Source organism: Paenibacillus xylanexedens, from assembly GCF_001908275.1.
Lineage (GTDB): Bacteria > Bacillota > Bacilli > Paenibacillales > Paenibacillaceae > Paenibacillus > Paenibacillus xylanexedens_A.
This window is the reverse complement of the sequence record NZ_CP018620.1, coordinates 2,102,212-2,123,688: the sequence shown is the minus strand read 5'-3', so window position 1 is coordinate 2,123,688 and position 21,477 is coordinate 2,102,212. Positions and strand designations below refer to the sequence as shown.

At 49.1% G+C, this 21,477-nt stretch carries 14 protein-coding genes; 2 read left to right on the top strand and 12 right to left on the bottom strand.

Annotated elements, in window-relative coordinates; translation table 11 throughout:
• Positions 1-25: 25 nt before the first annotated feature.
• Positions 26-1,759, bottom strand: coding sequence for a response regulator (locus BS614_RS09275; RefSeq protein WP_074093767.1), 1,734 nt, complete (start codon positions 1,757-1,759; stop codon positions 26-28).
• A 334-nt stretch (positions 1,760-2,093) separates the two neighbouring features.
• Complete coding sequence (locus BS614_RS09270; RefSeq protein ID WP_074093766.1) at positions 2,094-2,996, bottom strand: tyrosine-type recombinase/integrase; 903 nt, start codon at positions 2,994-2,996, stop codon at positions 2,094-2,096.
• A gap of 168 nt (positions 2,997-3,164) precedes the next feature.
• On the opposite strand from BS614_RS09270, the gene BS614_RS09265 reads away from it, so the two are divergent.
• Both BS614_RS09265 and BS614_RS09260 read left to right on the top strand, forming a co-directional pair.
• On the top strand, positions 3,165-3,365 hold the full coding sequence (locus tag BS614_RS09265) for a cold-shock protein (protein WP_017690333.1): 201 nt from the start codon (positions 3,165-3,167) through the stop codon (positions 3,363-3,365).
• Between the two features lie 99 nt (positions 3,366-3,464).
• Entirely contained in the window at positions 3,465-3,737 is a 273-nt protein-coding gene (locus BS614_RS09260; RefSeq protein ID WP_074093765.1) for an HU family DNA-binding protein, read from the top strand.
• 333 nt (positions 3,738-4,070) lie between these two features.
• Here the strand turns inward: BS614_RS09260 and BS614_RS09255 are convergent, their stop codons facing one another.
• From BS614_RS09255 to BS614_RS09210, 10 genes are all read right to left on the bottom strand, one after another.
• Positions 4,071-4,715 (bottom strand): Vat family streptogramin A O-acetyltransferase, encoded by a 645-nt coding sequence (locus BS614_RS09255; RefSeq protein WP_074093764.1) that lies wholly within the window; start codon positions 4,713-4,715, stop codon positions 4,071-4,073.
• A gap of 202 nt (positions 4,716-4,917) precedes the next feature.
• On the bottom strand, positions 4,918-6,921 hold the full coding sequence (locus BS614_RS09250; RefSeq protein WP_074093763.1) for a CotH kinase family protein: 2,004 nt from the start codon (positions 6,919-6,921) through the stop codon (positions 4,918-4,920).
• 225 nt (positions 6,922-7,146) lie between these two features.
• A complete protein-coding gene (locus tag BS614_RS09245) occupies positions 7,147-11,472 on the bottom strand; it encodes an alpha/beta hydrolase fold domain-containing protein (protein ID WP_074093762.1) in 4,326 nt (1,441 codons plus the stop codon).
• Between the two features lie 96 nt (positions 11,473-11,568).
• Complete coding sequence (locus BS614_RS09240; protein WP_074093761.1) at positions 11,569-13,119, bottom strand: extracellular solute-binding protein; 1,551 nt, start codon at positions 13,117-13,119, stop codon at positions 11,569-11,571.
• A gap of 361 nt (positions 13,120-13,480) precedes the next feature.
• Positions 13,481-15,880, bottom strand: a complete 2,400-nt coding sequence (locus BS614_RS09235; protein WP_074093760.1) for a DUF4962 domain-containing protein — start codon at positions 15,878-15,880, stop codon at positions 13,481-13,483.
• 34 nt (positions 15,881-15,914) lie between these two features.
• A complete protein-coding gene (locus BS614_RS09230) occupies positions 15,915-16,682 on the bottom strand; it encodes an SDR family NAD(P)-dependent oxidoreductase (RefSeq protein ID WP_074093759.1) in 768 nt (255 codons plus the stop codon).
• A 31-nt stretch (positions 16,683-16,713) separates the two neighbouring features.
• Positions 16,714-18,552, bottom strand: coding sequence for a cache domain-containing sensor histidine kinase (locus BS614_RS09225; RefSeq protein ID WP_074093758.1), 1,839 nt, complete (start codon positions 18,550-18,552; stop codon positions 16,714-16,716).
• Positions 18,549-19,586 carry a response regulator transcription factor gene (locus BS614_RS09220; protein ID WP_074093757.1) on the bottom strand — a complete coding sequence of 346 codons (1,038 nt, stop codon included), beginning with the start codon at positions 19,584-19,586 and terminating at the stop codon, positions 18,549-18,551. Before BS614_RS09220 ends, BS614_RS09225 begins: the two co-directional genes overlap by 4 nt.
• 42 nt (positions 19,587-19,628) lie before the next feature.
• Complete coding sequence (locus BS614_RS09215; RefSeq protein WP_074093756.1) at positions 19,629-20,507, bottom strand: carbohydrate ABC transporter permease; 879 nt, start codon at positions 20,505-20,507, stop codon at positions 19,629-19,631.
• 12 nt (positions 20,508-20,519) lie between these two features.
• Positions 20,520-21,437, bottom strand: a complete 918-nt coding sequence (locus BS614_RS09210) for an ABC transporter permease (protein WP_074096762.1) — start codon at positions 21,435-21,437, stop codon at positions 20,520-20,522.
• Positions 21,438-21,477 lie beyond the last annotated feature (40 nt).

Below are 21,477 nucleotides of genomic sequence, written 5' to 3'. Positions count from 1 at the left end.
GATTTCACCCATCTGGACAACAACTTCATCGGATTGAACCTTCACTTGCCGCCTGGGAAGCCTGTTTACGATATTCTTTGGGCGAGACACCAATATGTTTTTTGAAACAAAAACTGAAGTAATTGGGTTCGGCAAAGCCAACCTGCTCCGCAATTTCAAACGACTTCAGCTCGGTCGAGCGAAGTAGTTCACGCGCTGCCTCCATTCGGATCTGCATCAGGTACTGCAGGAAGGTAAGTTGTACTTCTTTTTTGAAAATGCCACAAAAATAACCGGAGCTGATATGCAAATGCCCGCACACCTTCTGAATGGACAGGTCCGGGTCAGCATAATGCTCTTTCGTGAAAACTAATGCCTGCTCGACAATATCTTTGTATACATGCTGGCGTCCGCTGGCAATGCGATGTTGTACGAGTAGACAGACTTCCCGTACCTTCTTCTGTGCATCAGTAAGTCCCGGCAGTCGGAACAAATCCGCATACAACTGGAACCCTGCACCAAAGATGTCTTCCATTTCTTCCCCTGATGCCTGTGCTGCCTTCCATACTGTTGTTAACACTTCAATTAAATAGAGCTGAATATCACTTCGCCCGTGTTCCACTGTAATTTCCCGGAAAATGATCGCAAGTGCTTCCTCCAACTCTGCTTGTGTACCTGCCTTCAGGCATCTTGTCAGCGTCTGCTGCTTCAATTCGTCGAAACGTAGCTTGCCCGCCGTCTGTCGCTCTACGTCCGCAATGTATATGATTGAATCCGTCCCGGGCACAAGCCGATAATCCAATGCCAGCAGGGCATCTTCATAGGCATGATTCACATCCGCGAGTGTATCCACAATCTGACCCGATCCCACCGTAGCCGGGATACGTAAATAGTGGTTGATGCTGCGCATCACATTTTCCAATGCCTTCTGTTGCCGCTTCGCTCCATCTGTACCGCCCGTGCGATCCACATAGAGCAGGACAATCGTCTCCTGATGCATAAAGGCATGACCAGCCCCATGCTCCGCCCAAACTTCTGCCGCAATGTTAAGTGCAGCAAAGCGTTTCAGCTCAGCATCCTCAGATTGACGCAAGGAACCTCCGGGAACGAATATCTCAGACTGGTCCGCTACCTCGGATATTGTTTTGTTATGTCGCTGTGGGGGCTCGCTGAATACTCCCTCAGACTTCTCCTTCTGTACATCTCCATCCATATGCAGTGTCAATACGGACACCCCATAACGTTCTCCTGTCAGATCCAATCCGCATTGTTTAGCTTTACTATGAATATATGTCGAGGATTTCTGCCGATGGAGCAAGGTCGCCAGCAGATCTGCCTGTAATAAAGGCAAACTGGTATGATAATGCTCACGCAGCTGCTGTACATCTTCACGCTCAGCCACTTCAGACGCCATCTGGGCGCGCAATCTTGTGAGCAGTTCGGTGAGATGTCCTGCCGAGAACGGCTTCAATAGATATTCGTCCACACTTAACGAGATGGCTTGCCTCGCATAATCAAATTCATCATATCCAGTCAAAATGACCACCTTCACGAGTGGATTACGCTTCCTCAATCTTTGTGCGAGTTCCAAACCATTCATGAATGGCATGCTGATATCGGTCACCACAATATCCGGCTCTACCCGCTCCGCCATCTCCAATGCTTCCCGCCCATTCTCAGCCAAACCGACTATCCGCAGATCGAGCGCTTCCCAATCGACCTCTACAACAAGTCCTTCACGCACATCTTCTTCATCATCCACCAGCAGTACCCGGTACATGTTTGGATTCCTCCCTTTTGATGCCGGCCTTATGCCCTATCAACGAATATATATGTAGCATTGTGATCCATTTGATTTCTTTCTGTCACCGAATTGAAGCAAAATGCACAAGCTCATGTTGATCTGTTCCAAGGTTGCCATCATAATATACAATATTATCAGGGATATGTAATCGCTTTCTTTGTTAGAGGTAAGGCAACCCTTTCGGGCAGTGCCTAAGTGAAATGTGAAGGATCGTATATGAATGCTAAAGGTAGGTTAAAGTAATACAAACACGGGAAATTTCGAAGTACTTCTAATAAGAGGTGTTTTGATTCTGACTATAATTCAGATTTCATTCTTGTTCTTTACGATGATTCGTACTTAATGCTTTAAAATAAATCATTGTTGTATCTGGGTTGGTGTGTCCCATTATCTCGGCCAAACGGTGCAGTGGCGTATGTTCAGCCATAGCGTAGCCAAAACGATGACGCAAGTCGTGTGAACTCAGTCCTTCCAGCCCTGCTGTTATCATTACTTTTTTAATCAGGTGGCGCAGTGCTCTCTCCGTTAAACGATCATTTGTCTTCTCTGAAGGAAAAAGATACGCACGATCGGGAGCAAGATCAGATAAGTACTGATTCAACATGACAACACACTGTATATTCAAAGGGATCTTACGTTGCACGTTGCGTTTATCGGCTCTCACTGTCAGGTGACCGCTTCGTCTACCAAGTTCGATATCATGAGGCTTGAGGTTGCATACCTCCATCGTTCGCAAGCCTGTGTGAAACATAAGGGTCAGGATGGTCTGATCACGAAGGGAATTACCATACTCCACTGCCGCGAGGAATGCCTGCTCTTCTTCCAATGTTATTCGGCGTGGACTTACTTTGTCTTCCGGAATGAATTTTAATGGTTTGGAAGGGTCATGACTGAGCCTAGATTCCAAGACAGCCCATTTGAAAAAACGCTTCAGCGTAATCAATCTCCGGTTAATGGTGGCTGGTTTCAATAACATAACTTGGTGAGCATCTTCACGATAACTGACTAAAGTGGATGTATCTACGTCTTCGATTTGCAATGTCATTTCTTCGCTAAGCATGGTGCTTTCCTTGTACCATTCGATAAAGTGTTTCAGATCACTTGCATATTCCTTCACGGTTTTGGGATGTAATTCTCCCTCTTTAGCAAGCATATGTATGAATTCCTCTACTGTCGGTTCCCGCTGCACCGAAACCCCTGATGACTGATTCATTAGAAAATACCTCCAAATCTTGACTTATATTAGCGGACATGGTATTATCATATTAATCGATACATTAGCGGACATCAAGTTCGTGGTTTAAATGCACCAGGTGAGTGTCAATTTTAAATTATACTCGTCATAATGATCGGCTAAAAACTTATTTTTTGGAGGAATCACATGCAAACAGGTACAGTGAAATGGTTCAACGCGGATAAAGGATTCGGCTTTATCGAAACTGAAGAAGGAACAGATGTATTCGTTCATTTCAGTGCAATTCAAGGTGAAGGTTACAAATCTTTGGACGAAGGTCAACGCGTTCAATTTGAAGTAACTCAAGGTAACCGTGGACCACAAGCTGAGAACGTTACTAAACTTTAATTATATGAAAGCTGCCTTATTAATAAGGCAGCTTTTTATTTACACATATGTGTCACAACAAAGTTTCCACATCCCAAGAATGAAAGCGAGGTATTCCACATGGATAAAGAACAATTGATCACAGAAGTAGCCAAGGCTGGCGGTTTCTCCAAGAAGAATGCTGAAAAAGCTGTAACCGTTGTATTGGATTCGATTCTCGAAGCTCTCAAAGAAGGTAAAGAAGTTCAAGTGGTTGGATTTGGGAAATTCGAAGTACAGAAGCGTGAGGCAAGAACAGGAAAAAGTCGGAGAACAGGCAAGGAAATTCAACTACCTGCAGGTAAAGTTCCTGTATTCACAGCAGGCTTAAGCATGAAAGAAGCTTTAAATTAAACCACGTAACAAACGTAACAACCCATTGAAAAGAGGTTTTTATTCAAACACACAATGATAATATGGATTTAAATGTCGTGTTTACTACCGTTGATGATATCATTAACTTTTACTCAGGCAAACAGACAAACTCGGATCATGCAGAAGCTCATACTCATTTAAAGCCCCCATCAGTACAGTCTGATTGCAACCTACGACCATCCACCCGCTAAATTAACATTTCATCTTGGACAACAAGAGGCCCTGATCCGCTCAAAACGGTCCAGGGCCTGATTTGCTTGGAAGCCGGCTCTGTCAGGAACCAGCTTTTTTTGTCTTTTATGCACAACCATCCTATTTGCTGTTCAGAAGTTCGCGCAAGATCTGTAGATCATATGTAGAGACAAGACGTTCCAAATGCGTATCCAGCCATTCCTCATCCTGATCCCACCACTTCAATTCCAGCAGCAGTGCAATCGTCTCTTCGTCAAAACGCTTTTTAACAGTCTTGGCTGGATTACCACCAACAATCGTATAGGGTTCAATGTCCTTAACAACGGTTGAATTGGAGGCAACGATTGCCCCGTCTCCAATTGTGATACCAGGCATGATCGTTACATTTTGTCCAAGCCATACATCGTTTCCCAGTACCGTGTCACCCTTATATGGAAGTTGTTCCAGTGTAGGTGTCACACGCTCCCATCCTCCACCGAAAATGTTGAACGGATACGTGGTCATACCCTCCATCCGATGATTCGCGCCATTCATAATGAATGTCACACCTTCCGCAATTGCACAGAAATTGCCAATGACCAGGCGATCACCAATAAAGTCATAATGATGCTGTATCCGGTCATAGAATTGCTCTGGCGGATTTGTATTATCGCTATAATACGTATAATCACCGATGTCCACATTGGTACGCGGCGGTAGGTTTTGAATGTAACATACCGTACGGATATTCTCATTCGGGAAAAGTTTTGTTTTATCAGGGGCCATAATGTAGTCCCTCCTTTTCCCTATTGTAACAGATTTTAAATCTTAAACGGACTAAGTGAGGTCGGACATGGACGAGGCCGGATTTTGATGGGATGTTCGCTCCGTCTAACCTGAAAAAGCAGAGCAAAAAGGGATTCGATCTGACCATCGAATCCCTTCTCTCTTTCTCCGTACAACAACGTTGCACCGCAGAAGATATTGCTTATTTGGATGTAAGGCTTACTTGTGCAGTAGCTTGATCCCAATCCACGGCTAATCCCAGTCCTTCTGAGATGAAGCGAACGGGTACGAGTGTGCGACTGTTTTGAATGATCGCTGGTGCATCAATTTCGAGTTTCTCCCCATTTACGGTTGCCGTGCTGCTTCCAATCTTGAGCACAAGTGTCTGCTCATTCAGAACCGCTGTTACCGTCTTCGCTGTTTTGTCCCAAGTCACTTCTGCACCTAAAGCTTCGAGAATTGCGTTAACAGGTACCATCACTCGGCCACTTTGCTGCAGCGGATCCTGATCCGGGAATGTAATCGATTTACCATCGAGTGTTACGGTAATGGTTTTGTCCGTTGCTCCGGATGAAGTATTCGAACCGGTCTCTTCCGAAGTCTCAGGCAACGGTGTTACTTCACGTCCGAGTTGCTCTTGCAGATTCGCAAGACGGTTCAGTGAAAATGTCGTCAGTGATCCGGCTGCCATGGAGCCCATGCTCCAACCTCCGCCAAAGTTGCCGCCAGGAGGTGTTTGGACATTTCCTGTATTCGTTGTTGGATTTGTTGCACCATTTCCAGTTGCGGCACCCGGCTGAGTCGGAGGTGTTGTTCCATCTGGAGGTGTCATTCCTTCGAAACCTTCAGGCGGCGTCATACCTTCCATGCCTTCAGGTGGGGTCATGCCTTCAAATCCTTCTGGTGGTGTACCGCCCATACCACCTGCTGCGTCTGCATTTGCAGAATAAGCGATGTTGGATTCGAACTGTTCTGTCGTATAAAATTTCGTTGGATCTGCTTCTACATAAGGACGAATCTCATCGGCAAGGCCAGTAATACGATCCTGAATGCCTTCCATATAGTCCGTCAGTTCATTGACGTAGCTCAAATATTTTTCCTTATACTCCGGCACAGCAAGCAGGTTGTTAATCATCGGTACATTTTCCATGCTAATACCCAGTACAGGCTCATCTACAGATACGTTCGTTGCATTGGTGTTGGTGTTGGTCGTGGTCGAACCGGTTGTTGTGCCACGTCCGCCTCCACCCGAGTACCCGTTGAAGGACATGTTAAAGTCCCAAGGAACAACGGTGAACTTGCCATCGGCATCACTATAGAGCATGTAGTTGTGTCCTTTGTCCCCGTTATAACTGTCATAGTTTCCAAAAACCATGTTGCCTGCAATATATTGAAGCGCCGAATCCACGTCCAGCACACTTTCAATATCGCCTTTTTCGCCTTCAGGCATGTCATTCAGCGTTTTGATGAAGTTTTTGAGCTTGGTTTTGTTCTCGTCCGTACCCAAATCCTTTGTCAGAGTGCTATATTCGCCTTTTTCTTCATATTGGAGATAAGTCTTCTCCTCGGTATCATAGAGAACACCGTCCTCGTAATCCTCACCGTAGTTGCGCTCCAGATAACTATCATCCACCGCTTCGACCCCAGTGTAGAAACCAACCAGTTCGCCGTTAACATACAGATTGACGTAGTTCGTCATCGGTACATCCATGCCAATGCTGCGCAGCGCTTCGTAGTGAAGTACCTCACGCATATAGGATGGATCGGAATAGTTGTTGTTCAGAACCATTTTATCCAGTCCTAGCAGAGTTTGTGTTTTATCGTATTTATCAAACTTCAGTCTGAAGCTGTAACGGTCTGAATCTTTCATGGAGGATACAACTTTCAACGTCAGATTACCCTTGGTGGAGAAACCAACGTTATCCAGCTTGTTGCCGTCCACTTCCACACTAACATTCTTATAATCCTTATCAAGCGGACTTTCGAGCATACTCTTCCAGTCTGCATCATCAATCGTTACATTCACGTCAATAACGTTATCCGTCTGAAACAACGATTCATCAGCTTGCGTCACGCCTGCACTCGTGGTTGTCGCTGTACTTTCTGCAGCATATGCCGCATTCGGACTTGCAATCAGGCCAAAAGATGACGTTACCATGGTCACGGATAATGCCGTTACTACAGCTTTTCGTAACAAAATATTCAAATGATAAATCCTCCTTCTTGGTTTCTGTTAAGCAACTGAGGCTTATGTAACCATGGTAGGGGACGAACCTTTAGTGAATCTTAAATAACGAACATAACAAAAAGTAGCCTATCAGGCTACATAGGTTGAACTATAAATGTTACACCTGATCACTCCGATTGCAGTATGGTGTAAAATTGAGCTTCAACTTATATAGACGCCTGCCAGGCTACTTGTTCTGATTCTTTATAGCTCGGTAACTGTCACACCTGCTGCTTTGTAGTAGTCCTCATCTACATTGTTTAGAATGTTGGCCTTCATTAGAATGCTTACTCCGGCAAAGAGGCCGATTCCGTTTGTATTCCCTTCAATAAGGTTATTTTCAATCCATACGTTCTCAGGGTCCCCTTCACCGACATTGCCTGCTCCGGCATCGCCTTTATCGCGCTCAAGCCTCACACCCCAGTAACCGCTCGCCGTATTGTTACGAATTACATTGCCGCGAATCACCGTGCCCGGTCCGTTCAACACTTTGATCCCTGCTGCCTCTGCAATCATAGTGGTATTCTCGATGAGATTATCCTCAATTAGGGTATCGGGGGTACCCATGGTCATCGAAATACCGATTCGGCTGTTCATGATTGTGTTGTCATGAATGTAGTTCCCTTTGCCAGACTTGCTGTGGTTGCTGGGCGCCGAACCCCCGGTATTGCCGAGCCCAATCCCTGCGCCTGTCAAGACGTCCGTAATGACATTGCCGGAGATTTCATTTAAATACTCCAGTTCACCATGAAGGTCGATGGCATCCAGCTTTGTTCCGTTAAACGTATTGCCACGTAACACGTTATTATGAGCCACAAACTGAATCAGTGCTCCATGTCTGAGATAAGGACCTTCAAATGTACTTTCCTCCACCACGTTCCATAATGTATCATTGTCAAATCCGAGCCGATCGGTCTTGGCCGTTCCCTGAATCGAAATTCCGTAACCTGAACCTCCAGGGCCCAGATCTGTTGCATTGCGGAAGGTTGAATGCTTCACAACAACATCGCGGCTGTGCTCAATGCGGATTGCCATTCTTTTGAACTTCTCCACAATTACGCCGTCAATCGTAATGTCATACGATGGTGCCTCGCCATAATTGGCGATATGGATCATGCTATCCGGCCCCCCTGCGGAGGGATTATTGGATTGATGATCAGTCGTGTAGCTGCCGGACCAGGCTGAAGTGATGGTCATGTTGGATACGAGAATGCTATGCTGAGCCGATGCTTTCAGAACGGCACTTCCCGTCACCTGATTCAGCGATGTCTTGAGCACAGTTCCTTCACGGCTCTCACCTCTCAGATTCACTCCGGATTTGAGCATCAGATTGGTGCTGCCATCCGGCCCGGATAACAAATTGTACACCCCATCAGGCAATAACACTTCATCCCCAACGTTGGCCTCGTCCATCGCAGCCTGTATAGCAGGGCGGTCATCACTCGTTTTGTCAGCAGGATCTGCTCCATAATCCCGTACATCAATTGTACGTCCGGTCACGGCATGTGGAGCATGGACAGTATGTAGTGTGCCATCTGTTTCCGTCAGACCTGGGGCGATAAAGGGCATCGTCCCTTCAGGTGGTTGGGGCACGATGTATGGAATCAGAGCCACAGGTGTCCCTCCCCCTGCAAAAGGGGCATACAGATGCACATCGCTCAGACTTGTGTAAATACTTCCATCGGAATTGCCACGTCCGGTGATTCGCACATAACGTGCAGATATGTCCGGGATGTCAAACGCCTGCATTTCGGTTGTATCCCCACTGCTTTCGCCGTTAAATATCTGGGTCCACTGCACACCGTCAACAGACGATTCCATCTCAAAAAATGTCTTTCGGATATCCCCTTTGTAAAAACCAATCCCAACATAACCCACTGGCTGTGCCTGCCCCAGATCAAATGTGATCCATTGCCCCTCTCCTGCAACAGACCAGCGTGTATAACTGTTATTGTCGAGGGTATTGGTAGCCAGGTTTCCGTCGCTGCCACTTGCCGTGACGGCAGCCACAGGCAGGGACGATACCGGAACGCCAAGGGTTGTCATTTCGGTTGATAAAGCAGTGCTGACGTTGCCGGCCTCATCAATCGCCCTCACTTGAAAGGTGTACGATGTTCCAGCTGCAAGCCCGCTGTCCCGGAATGACTGCTTACCTTGTTCGCTCAGCAGAACGCCATCCCGATAAATCCGGTAGGCAGATACAGCCGTATCGTCACTGGCAGCGGGCCACCTCAGTTCCGCAAAATCCGTTCCCCAGTTGCGAATCTCCAGTTCAGCTCCCTGCTCCCATTCTGGTGACTGCGCGTCACTGCCTTCTTCGATTAAAGCAATGACAGATAACTGTGGACGCGGATTGCTCGTTCCGTTGGCTTCCTTGGTATAGACGTTAACGGAAACACCTGTTGATCCCGCATCCGCGAGCAAAAATGCAACCTTCCCGGCATCTGGGCGACTCTTCACATAATCGGTTACATCCACTTCATAGACGGCCGGACTTCCATTCCGATCTGCAGTGACCTGGAATGTGCCCAGCAGCGAAGCTTCGCTCAGACTTTGGACAGGAGCATTCGACCAGGTTAGTGATGATTCACTCCAGTCTGTGGCATCCAAACCATAAAGGGACAACTCCGTATTGATATTCGATGTGCCTTTCTTGGCCACAATCCGCAGTCGATACCGATCTCCTTCCGGCTCATTTCCGGACATATCAAATTTGAAATACACATATTTCTTGGTCGACGAAGTGGAAGAGATGCTTAGTAATCCAGTGCTGGAGCCCGTGGCCTGATTGAAATTCAGATCAGGCTTGCTGCTGTCAATCGCCGCATCGTCACTTGGCAGCTTGCTGGCGATGACCTTCTCAATCAACGGTCGTTCTTCTTCATCTTCGCCCTCGCCAGATGAAGTATCTTCGGAGTTGCTTTTGAAAATAACTGGCTCCGTAACAGTCCGGTTCTTCACATGTTCATCCAGGAAGGCCCATGCCTCCGCATTAGCATTCTCGGAAGCTGTACCTGTAAATCCATGGCCCTGACCGGGGACAATCTTCACATCCACAATCGGCACACCCGCAGATTGAAGCTGCTCTGCAAAAGTAACACTGTCCGTGTATGGAATGGTGGCGTCAGCATCCCCGTGGCGAATCCAGAACGGTGGATCATCTGGTGAAGCATAGGTGCCCGGCATCGCAAGTCTGGCTTGTTCCGGTACATCCAATGCGCGATGACCGCCAAGCAGAGCCGTGACCGAGCTATAGTTATTGGCAAATGTCGTCGTAAAATCAGCGGGTCCATACCAGTCGGCAACCGCCTGCACTTTGTCCGAATACTCAGGCCATCCGCCAGAACCCTCGAGATCCGGTACCTCTACCGTGACTCCTGTATCAAGCACGACGGGATCACCAGCGACCATGTCCCCCGTTGTGCCGAGTAATGCGGCCAGGTGACCGCCCGCAGATGATCCCCAGACGCCGATACGACTTGGGTCCAGATTGTACTGGGCGGCATGGGCCCGCAAATATCGGATAGCAAGTTTGACATCCTGAATCTGGGCAGGGAAAGGCGCCTCAGGCGTCAGCCGGTAGTCCAGAGATACACCGATGTAACCGCGTTTGAGTACATAATTGCAAATGGAGTTCAATGCCTGCTTTCGGTCCCCGTGATTCCATCCACCTCCATGGATATAGACCATGACCGGCATCGGTTCAGCTGCCGCTGTCTCAGGAACAGCAATGGATGAATAGATTGCTCGCCCACCAGCCGTGCCAATCTCCACATCCTCGTATAAAGTCACTCCTTGTGGTGGCGTAAATTCAGTATTCTCCTCTCCAGGCGGCACTGGGGATGGGGCAGGCGTTATACCGGGAATAGCCTGACCGTAAATGGCAACATTGTCGATATACATGTTGGCCTGCATGACATCTCCTGTCCGAAATCGAATATTCACTGTACTGTTATTGTTCGCCTCCGCACCCAGCGTCCAGCTTTTTAAGGTATTGCTTTCCTTATTCTTCATGTCTGGAGTTCCTGTGGGAAGTTGGAACGTCTCCAATGTCGTCCAGGAAATGCCTCCATCCTTCGACCATTCAATAATCACGCTTCCGCTTATATAGGAGGAAGCTCTTGTGTAGTAGCTTAGCCGGATGTTTCCGTATCCGGTCAGATCAAGTGGCAGCGCGAGTGCATCGGTTCCGTCTATCTTGATCATGTTGGGTTGGGATGGTGCGGTTGTTGAAGAAGACGTTTTGGCCTTGCTCCCACCCGCACCGTCCTGACGCCATGGTGCTTTCAATGCAATTCCGCCCGTAGAGCCAAAATTATCGGGATCATCAAAGTTTTCCGTGTAAATCTCCAGCTCGGGCCCCTCGGGTTCCAGGACATTTGCTTCCTGTGCAGCATGGATAACAGAATGAGGAATATCGTCTTCCATCGCCCGGACTTCATGCACAGGAATGGCGATACCGGTAATGAGTATGAAAGATATGGCAACAAGCACAGCCCGCTTCGTCCACGTTTTGAACAAGTCTTTCATTAGTATCCCTCCGTATTCAGCTAACTTGCCACTCCGATGACAGAACAACCTTCCGATCGCTGTTATCGTGTAAATTGTATAGTTCGACTTATATCGTTAGCGACGCGGTGCTGACACTCCCTCATCCTTCTTAAATTTCTCCGTAGCTTCCTCAATGGCCTGATCGCCGCCTTTGGATTTCCATTCCTCAACCACTTTCGGCCAATCAGAGATCGGCTCCTTACCATAAACCATCTTGATCATGTGCGTGAGCAATACTTGAGGAGGTGTATCCGAATTGGGAGCAATCTCGGGATTCTGCACAAAGGCCTCCAATCGTGGATCAAAGTTGATGCCATCCCGGCCTTCTTTGGCTAAAATTGTATCGTAAATATTCATCAGCTTCCTGCCTTCTTCTGTCAGCGATAACGAGCCTTTATTGTACGTTGTATCCTGTACAAACCATAAGAACGACTGACGGTAACGCTCTTCGTCCACGCCAGCGGAATCCGTTGGAGCGGTGTACGAAATCACGCCATTATCCTCTGTGTAGGTTTCTCCTTCTGTACCGTACGTGAAAAACTTCTCCGCTTCATCGGACACCATCCAGTTGAAAAAACGGATAATGGAAGCCGGATCAGCCGCATCCTTATTGATAAAGTAGGCACGTGTCACCGGACCGTACAGATAATAACCACCTTTACCGTCCGGGCCAACAGGCGAAGGGATAATTTCGATTTTGGCATCGGGAACCGACGCTTTAATCTGCTTCTCCCATTGAATCAGTTCGTTGGCATTCATGGACCACATGCCCGCCTTACCGGAGAGAATCGTATTTTTGAATACCGTCGAATTGATGGTCGCAAACTCTTTGTTAATTAGCCCTTCTTCGTACATCGTCTTATAAACCGTCAGGGCTTGCTGCATATTCTCGTTATCCATGAACTTGGGTACAATCTGGTCGCCCTGCTGCTCCATCATGGACAGGAACTGCTGCACATCATAGGCACCAAAGAAGGTATCCGCATATTTGAAATCTTCACGCCCCATATATGGATTCTCCACGCCAAGCTTTTTAAAGGCGCGCAGCACTTCCAATGTTTCCTCCACCGTGGTGGGCACAGGCAATCCCGTTTGATCCAGCAGATCCTTACGAATCCAGGTTGCCCGGCGAGATGGATTGGATAAATATTCGGGAATGGCATAGATCTGGCCGTCATGGGTGACCTGGTCCCAGGCTTCCTTCGGCACGGCTTTCAGCAAATCTTGCCCATACTGCTGCAACAGCTCATCCAGCGGCTGGAATACTCCGGCTTCAACCGAGCCGGCCATCTCCTTGCCGTTGACGCCGCCGTCACCTTGCACCACATCAGGAATATCATTGGTGGCAAACATTTGGACCATTTTCTGCTCATATTCCTTATGAGGCACGAGCACGATTTTCAGATCGCTATTGGTCAGTTCCTCCAGCTTTTTCACCCATTTATCCTGGTTGATGTCCGGTGACTTCTCCACATACGTATACGCCAGCGTTCGTAGTGACATGGAGAACCTTGTCTTGCCGTCTCCCCCATTCTCACCGGATTCCGCCCCGCTTCCCTTGCTGCATCCCGCAATGAAGGTTGCCGCCAGCAATAGCGCCATGCCTGTGACCATCCACTTTTTCATGCTACCCCTCTTTTCATCCTGATTTAGGTTTAGGTATCACTTATATGTGAAGCGCTTTCATGAAGATGATAAAACATCCCCACCGCCTGCAACAATGGGGATGTTTTAGATGAGATTGCGTTTTCTTTAGGTCATACTCAGCGTTCCACAGCATCCAGTCATATAGAGCACTATATAAACTGAACGTACAAACTTTACACTCAGCCACTGCGATTGCAGTACCCTCTTCCGATCGCTGTTATCCCCAGATTTTTTTGATTCCCTTTTCAGAGGGAAAAATCCGGGGATAAAGGCGCACGCTTCGCTTCTTCAGATGGGTTCTGCACTCTTCGTTCTTGTGTAAATATTCAGTTCATCTTATCTAGTACGTCTTGGATACCTCGATCTTCTTCGTTACACCGTTGTCGGTAAAATAGAGATGGATACCGTGATCCTGGTCATCGATGAAATAAGGGACATACTTCGGCTCCTCGATCTTATAGGGTACAAGCAGCGTAACTATTGTATGACTTGTGGCAGGCCGCGTTTCCGCACTTAGATGATAATGTCTGTCCAACCCTTCGTACTCTGCCGGGTCCACCTCTGCGAATTGATCCGTCTGGCTGAGCGTCAGCTCACCGGAGGAAGCATATACAAATGTGCCCTCAAGCCCCGCCTTAGTACCGTTCAGGTGGAAGCTCTGCCCTTTCAGTTGCAGCGGGTGCAGTGCATGGAATAGCCATTGAACGCTGTCTGGTTTCTCCAGGTCAATATGGTCCACAATGACGAAGTAGGATGATTGCAGAAAATGAATCTCCCGTACCACACGCTTCACATGGGGTACGGTGCTGGCATAGGCATCGGTCGCTACCGCGCGCACATAACCATCGCCGTCCCGCCAATAGGCCTCTTCGATCTGCCCGGTTGCGGCCATATTCAGCACCTTATTGTTCTCGGCATACTGACCTGCTCCGCCAATCAGCAGATTGTTTTTGGAGCGTGTCTGCCTGCGCCATTCCCGGTGAAAGGAGCTTCCATGCGCAATATAATAGCCCGTATCCGCCGCGAGCGGCTCACCGAATGCATGCAGGGTAAAGCTGTTCTGATCCGCATGACTGTGGCTGATCGAGCCGTAACGGCTTGACTTGAGAAGCAGCATGATATGCTCATCCGGATCGTCCATCCGGTGATGCATGGCTACCCACCCCACATCACGGAACCACTTCAGCGGCTCGATGTCCACAGGCGACTCTTCCTCCAGCTGCGGATAATCGTGGCGGTATACTAATTCGTCAAAGTTAAAGTCCCACCAACCGTAGTTATAAAAAGCACCCTCTGTCCCCGGATCGGATTGGCGTACACGCTCAAAATACCATTGGTACCAGCGGTTGCCTGTAACCCCCGCCAGTTGGCGGACAAGATAACCTGTTTTCAAGTTTACCGGGTCACCCAGCGTAGACTGGTCCCCAAAGCTGGCGCGCCGTGCATCAGGCGGATAGACGTAGAAAGGAAAATCCCCGGTACGCTGGAAAAATGGCCGACGGAAAAAGTCGATGCCCGCATAGTTTCGCAGCAAATTCATCGCTTCGGTCACATAGGCCATGCCTGTTGTCCAATACATCGGACCTTCGGCCCAGCCTCCATCACTTCCTCCCCAAGGGGAGTACAGACAGGCATAATAATCGATTGCATAATCCAGCCACTGTGCAGCCTGCTGCTCCTCATACAACAAGGACATACAGCAAGGTACAAGCACGGAGGATAATGAACGCACCGCATGACTGTCATAGGGCACATGATGAATCTTCGAGCGAACCATCACATGCTGGGCTACCTGTTCTGTCCGCCGCAGCAAACTGCGTTTTACCACTTCCTGCTCTTCACTGTTCAACTCATCATGCAGCCAGTCATAACCCCAAGCGAGCGCAGCTGCGACCCGAAAAGCCGCCTCGTCATTATAATCGCGGGAGGTCGTTCCCTCCGTATCCCAAGCTGCCACATGCAACAACCAGGTTTTCGCCGTTTCAAGCAGTCGTTCGTCTCGAAGCACTCGCCCAGCGACACTCAGATGACGAATCGCATATAACACTTCCTGACAGTCAATATACATTTGCCTCCAGAGTGCGGCGACACGTTTGTTCTCGGGGTACGGTTGCGGTTCACGAATGGGCTCACGGTTTGCCCACGGCTCCACGGAATGTGCCATAAATGCATCCCAGCCGCAATACGTGGAATCGGACGCAACACCATCCGCAAGTGCATTCAGCCCACGCTCACCAAGCCACAGCCGTGGGTGTGACGTTTCCGTGGAAACGTATCGCTGCGCCCGGGAAGGTAGCGGTGTCTCGGGTAATCCCACTGGCACAGTGAACCGCCGCACCTCACTCCAAGCCGACATTTCCCCTTGCGAGGTATGCCCTTCGGCTTCACTCCCTTGCTTCCCCTGTGAGACATGCGCTTCGGATTCGCTACCTTGCTGCACTGGATGATCTACAAGCAGCGCATATCGCCAATAATAATCCCCAGGTCTAAACACCTGGTCTGGCGTGAAAAAGTTATACGGGAGCGGCGCAAAGGTCATCGTCTCTGCTTCCTGAAAAGAAGGGCTCGCCGACACTTGCAGCAGATAGGCATTCTCATCCTCCTGCTGTGCCGCCATCCAGGTAAACCTTGGCGGATTCTCTGCCAGAACGGTATGCTCGTCAGGCGCATAGTCCACATGGAACGGCCCGCTGATGGGTTGGTATAACGATCTTTCTGCAAGCTTTCGCTTCACTTCCATCGTTTCGTCCCCTCCTTATCGCAATGTTGTAGCATCAACGCATATACATGCCGCCATTGATTTCAAGCGTCTCTCCAGTAATAAAAGAACCCAGGTCGGAACACAAGTACAACGCCGCTCCTGCGACATCATCGGGAGTCCCTTCCCGTCCAAGCGGGATGCTGCTTACCGCAGAAGATCGACCTTCTGCCGAGGTGAACGTAGCATGGAATGCCGTCTGTCCGATGAAGCCTGGGGAGAGTGCATTCACCGTAATCCCGCCAGGGGCAAGCTCTTTGGCGAGCCCTTTGGTTAACGCCATGACAGCCGCCTTGGAGGCTGCGTAAATCGCTGCACCCGGCCCGCCTCCATTATGAGCCGCTACAGAGGTCAGATTGATAATTCGTCCGCCACCAGCCGCCCTCATGCCAGGAATGACTGCTTTGGAGACAAAGACGGCGCTCTTCAGATTGACATCCATAATCCGGCTGTACAGCTCCTCACTCATCGTTTCAATGGGGCTCCGCTCCACCAGATGTCCCGCGTTGTTAACCAACAGGTCAATTGGACCGCCGAAACGGAGTGTAATATCTTCAATCATCGCTCTGATGGCATCCGTATCCGTCACATCTGCCTGAAATGCCGCCGCTTCACCACCAGCATCCCGGATGGCAGTCACAACTTCCTCCGCCCGCTCCATATTATGCAGACCATTCACAGCAACCTTCGCCCCGCAACGAGCCAACGCTCCAGCGATAGCAGCACCAATCCCTCCACTGGAACCTGTTACCAATGCAATTTTGTTCTGTAAATTGATATTCATGTTTTATCTTCCTCCTTGTTATTGGTTTCAATTAAATTCGCTTGCTGTGCTGGTCCGCCGGAAGCGCCATCGTAATGGTCGTTCCCATACCTTCCTCACTCTCCATCATCAAGCCGTACGTCTCTCCAAATACGAGCTGAATCCTGCGATGCACATTCATAAGTCCGATCCCGCCGCGATGATAAACATCATCGGTGTCTTCACCTGCCAGACGGTTCAGTTCCAGACGGCGACGCAGCTTCTCCAGACGTTCCTCGCTCATGCCCATGCCGTTATCCTGGACGATGACAAGAAAGCGATCTTCCAGGCGCCGAGCATCGATACGGATAAAATGACCCGGTTCCATGCCTCGCGGAAATGCGTGTTGTAACACATTTTCCACCAGGGGCTGGAGGGTGAGTCGAACCATTTTTTCCAACAACAGATCCGGTGCAATGATGACCTCAACTTCAAGCTCCCGATCCATGCGATGTTTCATGATGGAAAGGTAGGCCAGCACATGCTTCAACTCATTGGCAACCGTAATTTCCTCCAGATTGGTCTGAATGGAATAACGGAGCATATGAGCCATCGATTCCACCATCTGCGTAATTTCTTCGGAATCCTGTATGACGGCATAACATTTGATCGTCTCCAATGTGTTGTAGAGAAAATGCGGATTGATCTGCAACTGGAGCGCCTGAAATTCCGCACGGTGTCGTTCCAACGCTTCCTGCTGTAGCTCAATTTCCGACTTCTGGCGGCGCAGCTCCGACTCATATACACTCTCGATCATGTCCGACAAGCGGCTGACCATCAGATTATAGCTACGAATCAGCACTCCGATCTCATCGCGCCTTTCCTTCATCTCCACCTTGTTCCAGATTCCCTTCTCCGTCTGTCTCATTCCGTTCATCAGCACACGAATGGGTTCTACCTGAGATGCTCCGATCCGGTAGGCCACCACAAGCGCAGCGAGCAAGGTCCCTGCACCAACCCATAATGTAGCTGAGCGGATCGTTGCAATCGGCCTTTGAAGCTCCGACAGCGGCACGGAAGCAACAAAGCGCCAGCCCGAATAGGCAGACAGCTCCGATATAAACAGCCGCTTGGTACCATCCGTGTTCTGTTCCAGAGACCCTGCCTCCATGTGCATAAGTCTGTCCACCGTGCTGGACGACATCACGGTCTGCGCCTCTTCGTCCCCAGGAGTGTAGATAACATTTCCGTTCTGATCCATCACATACTGATAGCCCCCTTGACCGAGATCGAGTTCTCCCCAGATGTTGTCAAGCTCCAGCACATTCACTTCCATCGCCAGCACTCCGTTTGGTGTATAGGAGGACACCCCCCTGATCCGGCGCGCAATCGTAATGACATTTGCATTCTGTCCACTGCGGATACTGCGTGTGAGCAAAGTCGATTCGCCATTCGCAGGGGTTGCAGCGAGCAACTGCTTATACTGCTGTGCAGCATCGATATCGGGTATGCCCGCTGAATTCTGGTTGTCATCGATGACAACCCGCCCGTTCTCCCCGATAACATACAGGAACTTGATCTGTGGATATAACATAAAAACAGGCGGGAACACGTTTCTTTTAATCTGACGGCTATACTCGTAATAGGCATAACTATCCTCCGAACTCATATCGAGGAAGTGCTTCACACTTCCGTTGGAGAGGATGGAGTAGGTCGCGCGATCATAATTCTGCAAATACAGATCGGTCTGGTACGCCGTATTACGCATCGTTTGGGCGATGTTGTCTGCAAGCTGATCGTTCATCTCAGTTGAGGCATAGGTATAGGTAAACAAGCCAATAGCGGACAGGGACAACGTAATGACGATGGCAAAATGAAAGAACAGGCGGATCGACAGGCTGCGCTTCATCATTCAATGCCCAACTTACTGCGGTATTCGGACGGGGTCAGTCCGGTAATTTTCTTAAATGTCTTGGTGAAATGGGGATGATCCGCATACCCCACTTCGTAGGATATATCCGTAATCCGGTTGCCCGGCTGTTCCAGCATGCGTTTGGCCAGTTCCATTTTGCTGCGTATCCGGTATTGGATAAAGGTCTGACCGGTCGTCTGTTTGAACAGCTGGCTGAAGTAGGATGGGTTCAGTCCAAGCTTGGAAGCAATCTCGTCCAGTGACACTTCCCGGCGCAAGTGCTTCTCCAGATAAGCTTTTGCTTCTTCTACCGGATGCTTGCGCTTGCCGCTGCGTTTTTCCTTGATCCTATTCATCAACGTCTGGATTTCGTTGCCCAGAGCCTCGAAGCATTCTTTAGAGGAAGCGCTTACAATTATCTTACTGGACGTACTCATCGTTCCGTTGCCACGGGCGTTCATGCGGGCCACAATCAATTCCAGCAATTCCTGAAAAAGCTCCGCAGTCTGCTCAGGCATCAGGGCATATGCCGGATAACGATTCGACCATGCTGCGAGCAGCTCCGTCACATCGGACTGCCTTAACTCCCATATAGCCTCTTCCAGACGCATGGCCCAATCATTCAGCTCCCTCACGGGGACAAGGGATACCGTAGGTTTATCCTCTTCTGACGCCAGCAATTTGAGTAGCAGTTCATGAAGCTCCTGTCGTCCCACTGGCTTGAGCAGATATCGCTTTACCCCATAATCCATACAGGATCTTGCATATTCAAAGTCTGAATAACCGGAGACTACAATAATGCGCATCGTACTGCCTTGCTCGGATAAACGTCGGCACAACTCAATGCCATCCATCGTTGGCATGCGAATATCCGTGAACAGGATGTGTGGCCGAAAATCCTTTACCACCTGAAGAGCCTCTTCCCCATGCGCCGCCTGCCGAATCTCACAATCAAACACTCCTGCTTGCTTGATCATCTTCGCCAGACCCATCCGAATCATTGGCTCATCGTCCGTAATCAAGATTCTGAACATCGCCATTCCCCCGTTTCCGTCAGATCTGTATGCTGCTTGTAGTTAAGATTTGACGGAGCCGACCATGATTCCTTTTACAAAATGCTTTTGCAGGAAAGGATAAATGATAATGATTGGCAAGGTGGCGATGATGATGGTTGCCATTTTGATGCCTTCCGGCGATGTATGTGCAAGGGTGCTATAGACGGCAGAACCCGGATCGACGGAAATATCATCACTCTCAAACAGCTTCTTGAGTGTGACCTGGATCGGCCACCAGGCCGGATCGTTCAGATAATAAAGCGCAGTGGAATACGCATTCCAGTGGCCCACCGCATAGAAAATGCCGAGTGATGCCATGGCCGGTTTGGACAATGGAATAACGATACGCCAGATGATGCCAAACTCCCCACAGCCATCGATGCGGGCGGCATCGATCAGTTCACCCGGCAGCTGTGAGAAGAACGAACGCATGACGAAAAAGTTAAAGGCGTTAATCGCTCCTGGCACAATCAGCACCAATGGATTGTTAACCAGATGCAGCTCCTTCATCAGGATAAAATTCGGAATGAGCGGCGCCGAGAATACGACGGTCACCAGGACAAACATGACAACAAGAGATCGCCCCTTGTACTCTGGACGTGACACGGGATACGCGAGTGATGCCGTTGCGGCGAGATTGACCAGCGTACCCACTAACGTTACCCCAACCGATACCGCAAAGGCCCGCCAGAAGGCAGCATCGCCGAATACATATTCATAATTGATCCAGGTAAAAGCTACAGGCCAGAAGCTGACCTTTCCGCCCATGATCGCTTCCGAGCTGCTAAGTGATTGGGCCAGCACATTAATGAAAGGCAGAATCATCGTTAACGAGAGCAGCGTAAGAAAAACGAGATTTCCAATGCGAAATATACGGTAACGGACACTGGGGGTACGCATCCATCTCGCCTCCTAATACAGGCTTTCGCCGGTTGTTTTTTTGCTAAAGAAGTTACCGAGTAGAATAAGCATCAAGCCCACGACCGACTTGAACAATCCGATGGCTGTTGTATAGCTGTATTGCTGTGAGAGAAGCCCGGCTTTGTAGATATACGTATCGAGAATCTCGCCAGACTCCAGATTGAGCGGATTCAGGAATACAAACACACGCTCAAAGCCCAGATCAAGGAACTTTCCGATGTGCAGCAGCAACAAAATCATAATCGTTGGCAGCAAGGATGGCAGAGTAATCGACCATATTTGCTTCAAACGTCCGGCTCCATCTACCTCTGCGGCCTCATACAGATCGGGATTGATGCCCGCAATGGCAGCCAGAAAAATAATCGTGCCGTACCCGGAGTCGCGCCAGATCCCCGAACCGATCAGAATGGAACGAATGTACGAGTCTTCTCCAAGAAAGTACATCGGTTGCATGCCCAGAAATCCAAGTGCCTTGTTGACCACCCCGGCATCCATCGAGAAAATACCCATGAAGATACCGCTAATGACGACCCAGGACAGAAAGTGAGGCATGTATACAATCGTTTGCAACAAACGCTTAAACACAATCATCCGCACTTCATTCAGCAGAATCGCCAGTAAGATCGGTACCGGGAATGCAATCACAAGATCATATAGTCCAAGCAGAAGTGTGTTATTGAGAATTCTTAAAAAATCATAATGGCTGAACATCTTCTGGAAATGCTCCAGACCTACCCAATCACTTCCGGTGATGCCTTTGAAAATGTTGTAGTTCTGAAAGGCAATCACTGAACCGAATAAAGGTACATATTTGAAGAGGAAAAAATACAGAATACCCGGTACCGAGAGAAGATAAAGTATTCGGTATCGCCACAGATAACGTCCCGTCTCTCCGAGCCGAGCGCCCAGACCAGACGAGTTAAGTGTGGCTGCTCCCCGGCTTGGCGGC

What these genes read in the sequence shown, in the direction of transcription:
- BS614_RS09275 (WP_074093767.1), bottom strand. Translation starts at nt 1,759, where the DNA reads ATGTACCGGGTACTGCTGGTGGATGATGAAGAAGATGTGCGTGAAGGA.
- BS614_RS09270 (WP_074093766.1), bottom strand. Translation starts at nt 2,996, where the DNA reads ATGAATCAGTCATCAGGGGTTTCGGTGCAGCGGGAACCGACAGTAGAG.
- BS614_RS09265 (WP_017690333.1), top strand. Translation starts at nt 3,165, where the DNA reads ATGCAAACAGGTACAGTGAAATGGTTCAACGCGGATAAAGGATTCGGC.
- BS614_RS09260 (WP_074093765.1), top strand. Translation starts at nt 3,465, where the DNA reads ATGGATAAAGAACAATTGATCACAGAAGTAGCCAAGGCTGGCGGTTTC.
- BS614_RS09255 (WP_074093764.1), bottom strand. Translation starts at nt 4,715, where the DNA reads ATGGCCCCTGATAAAACAAAACTTTTCCCGAATGAGAATATCCGTACG.
- BS614_RS09245 (WP_074093762.1), bottom strand. Translation starts at nt 11,472, where the DNA reads ATGAAAGACTTGTTCAAAACGTGGACGAAGCGGGCTGTGCTTGTTGCC.
- BS614_RS09240 (WP_074093761.1), bottom strand. Translation starts at nt 13,119, where the DNA reads ATGAAAAAGTGGATGGTCACAGGCATGGCGCTATTGCTGGCGGCAACC.
- BS614_RS09235 (WP_074093760.1), bottom strand. Translation starts at nt 15,880, where the DNA reads ATGGAAGTGAAGCGAAAGCTTGCAGAAAGATCGTTATACCAACCCATC.
- BS614_RS09230 (WP_074093759.1), bottom strand. Translation starts at nt 16,682, where the DNA reads ATGAATATCAATTTACAGAACAAAATTGCATTGGTAACAGGTTCCAGT.
- BS614_RS09225 (WP_074093758.1), bottom strand. Translation starts at nt 18,552, where the DNA reads ATGATGAAGCGCAGCCTGTCGATCCGCCTGTTCTTTCATTTTGCCATC.
- BS614_RS09220 (WP_074093757.1), bottom strand. Translation starts at nt 19,586, where the DNA reads ATGTTCAGAATCTTGATTACGGACGATGAGCCAATGATTCGGATGGGT.
- BS614_RS09215 (WP_074093756.1), bottom strand. Translation starts at nt 20,507, where the DNA reads ATGCGTACCCCCAGTGTCCGTTACCGTATATTTCGCATTGGAAATCTC.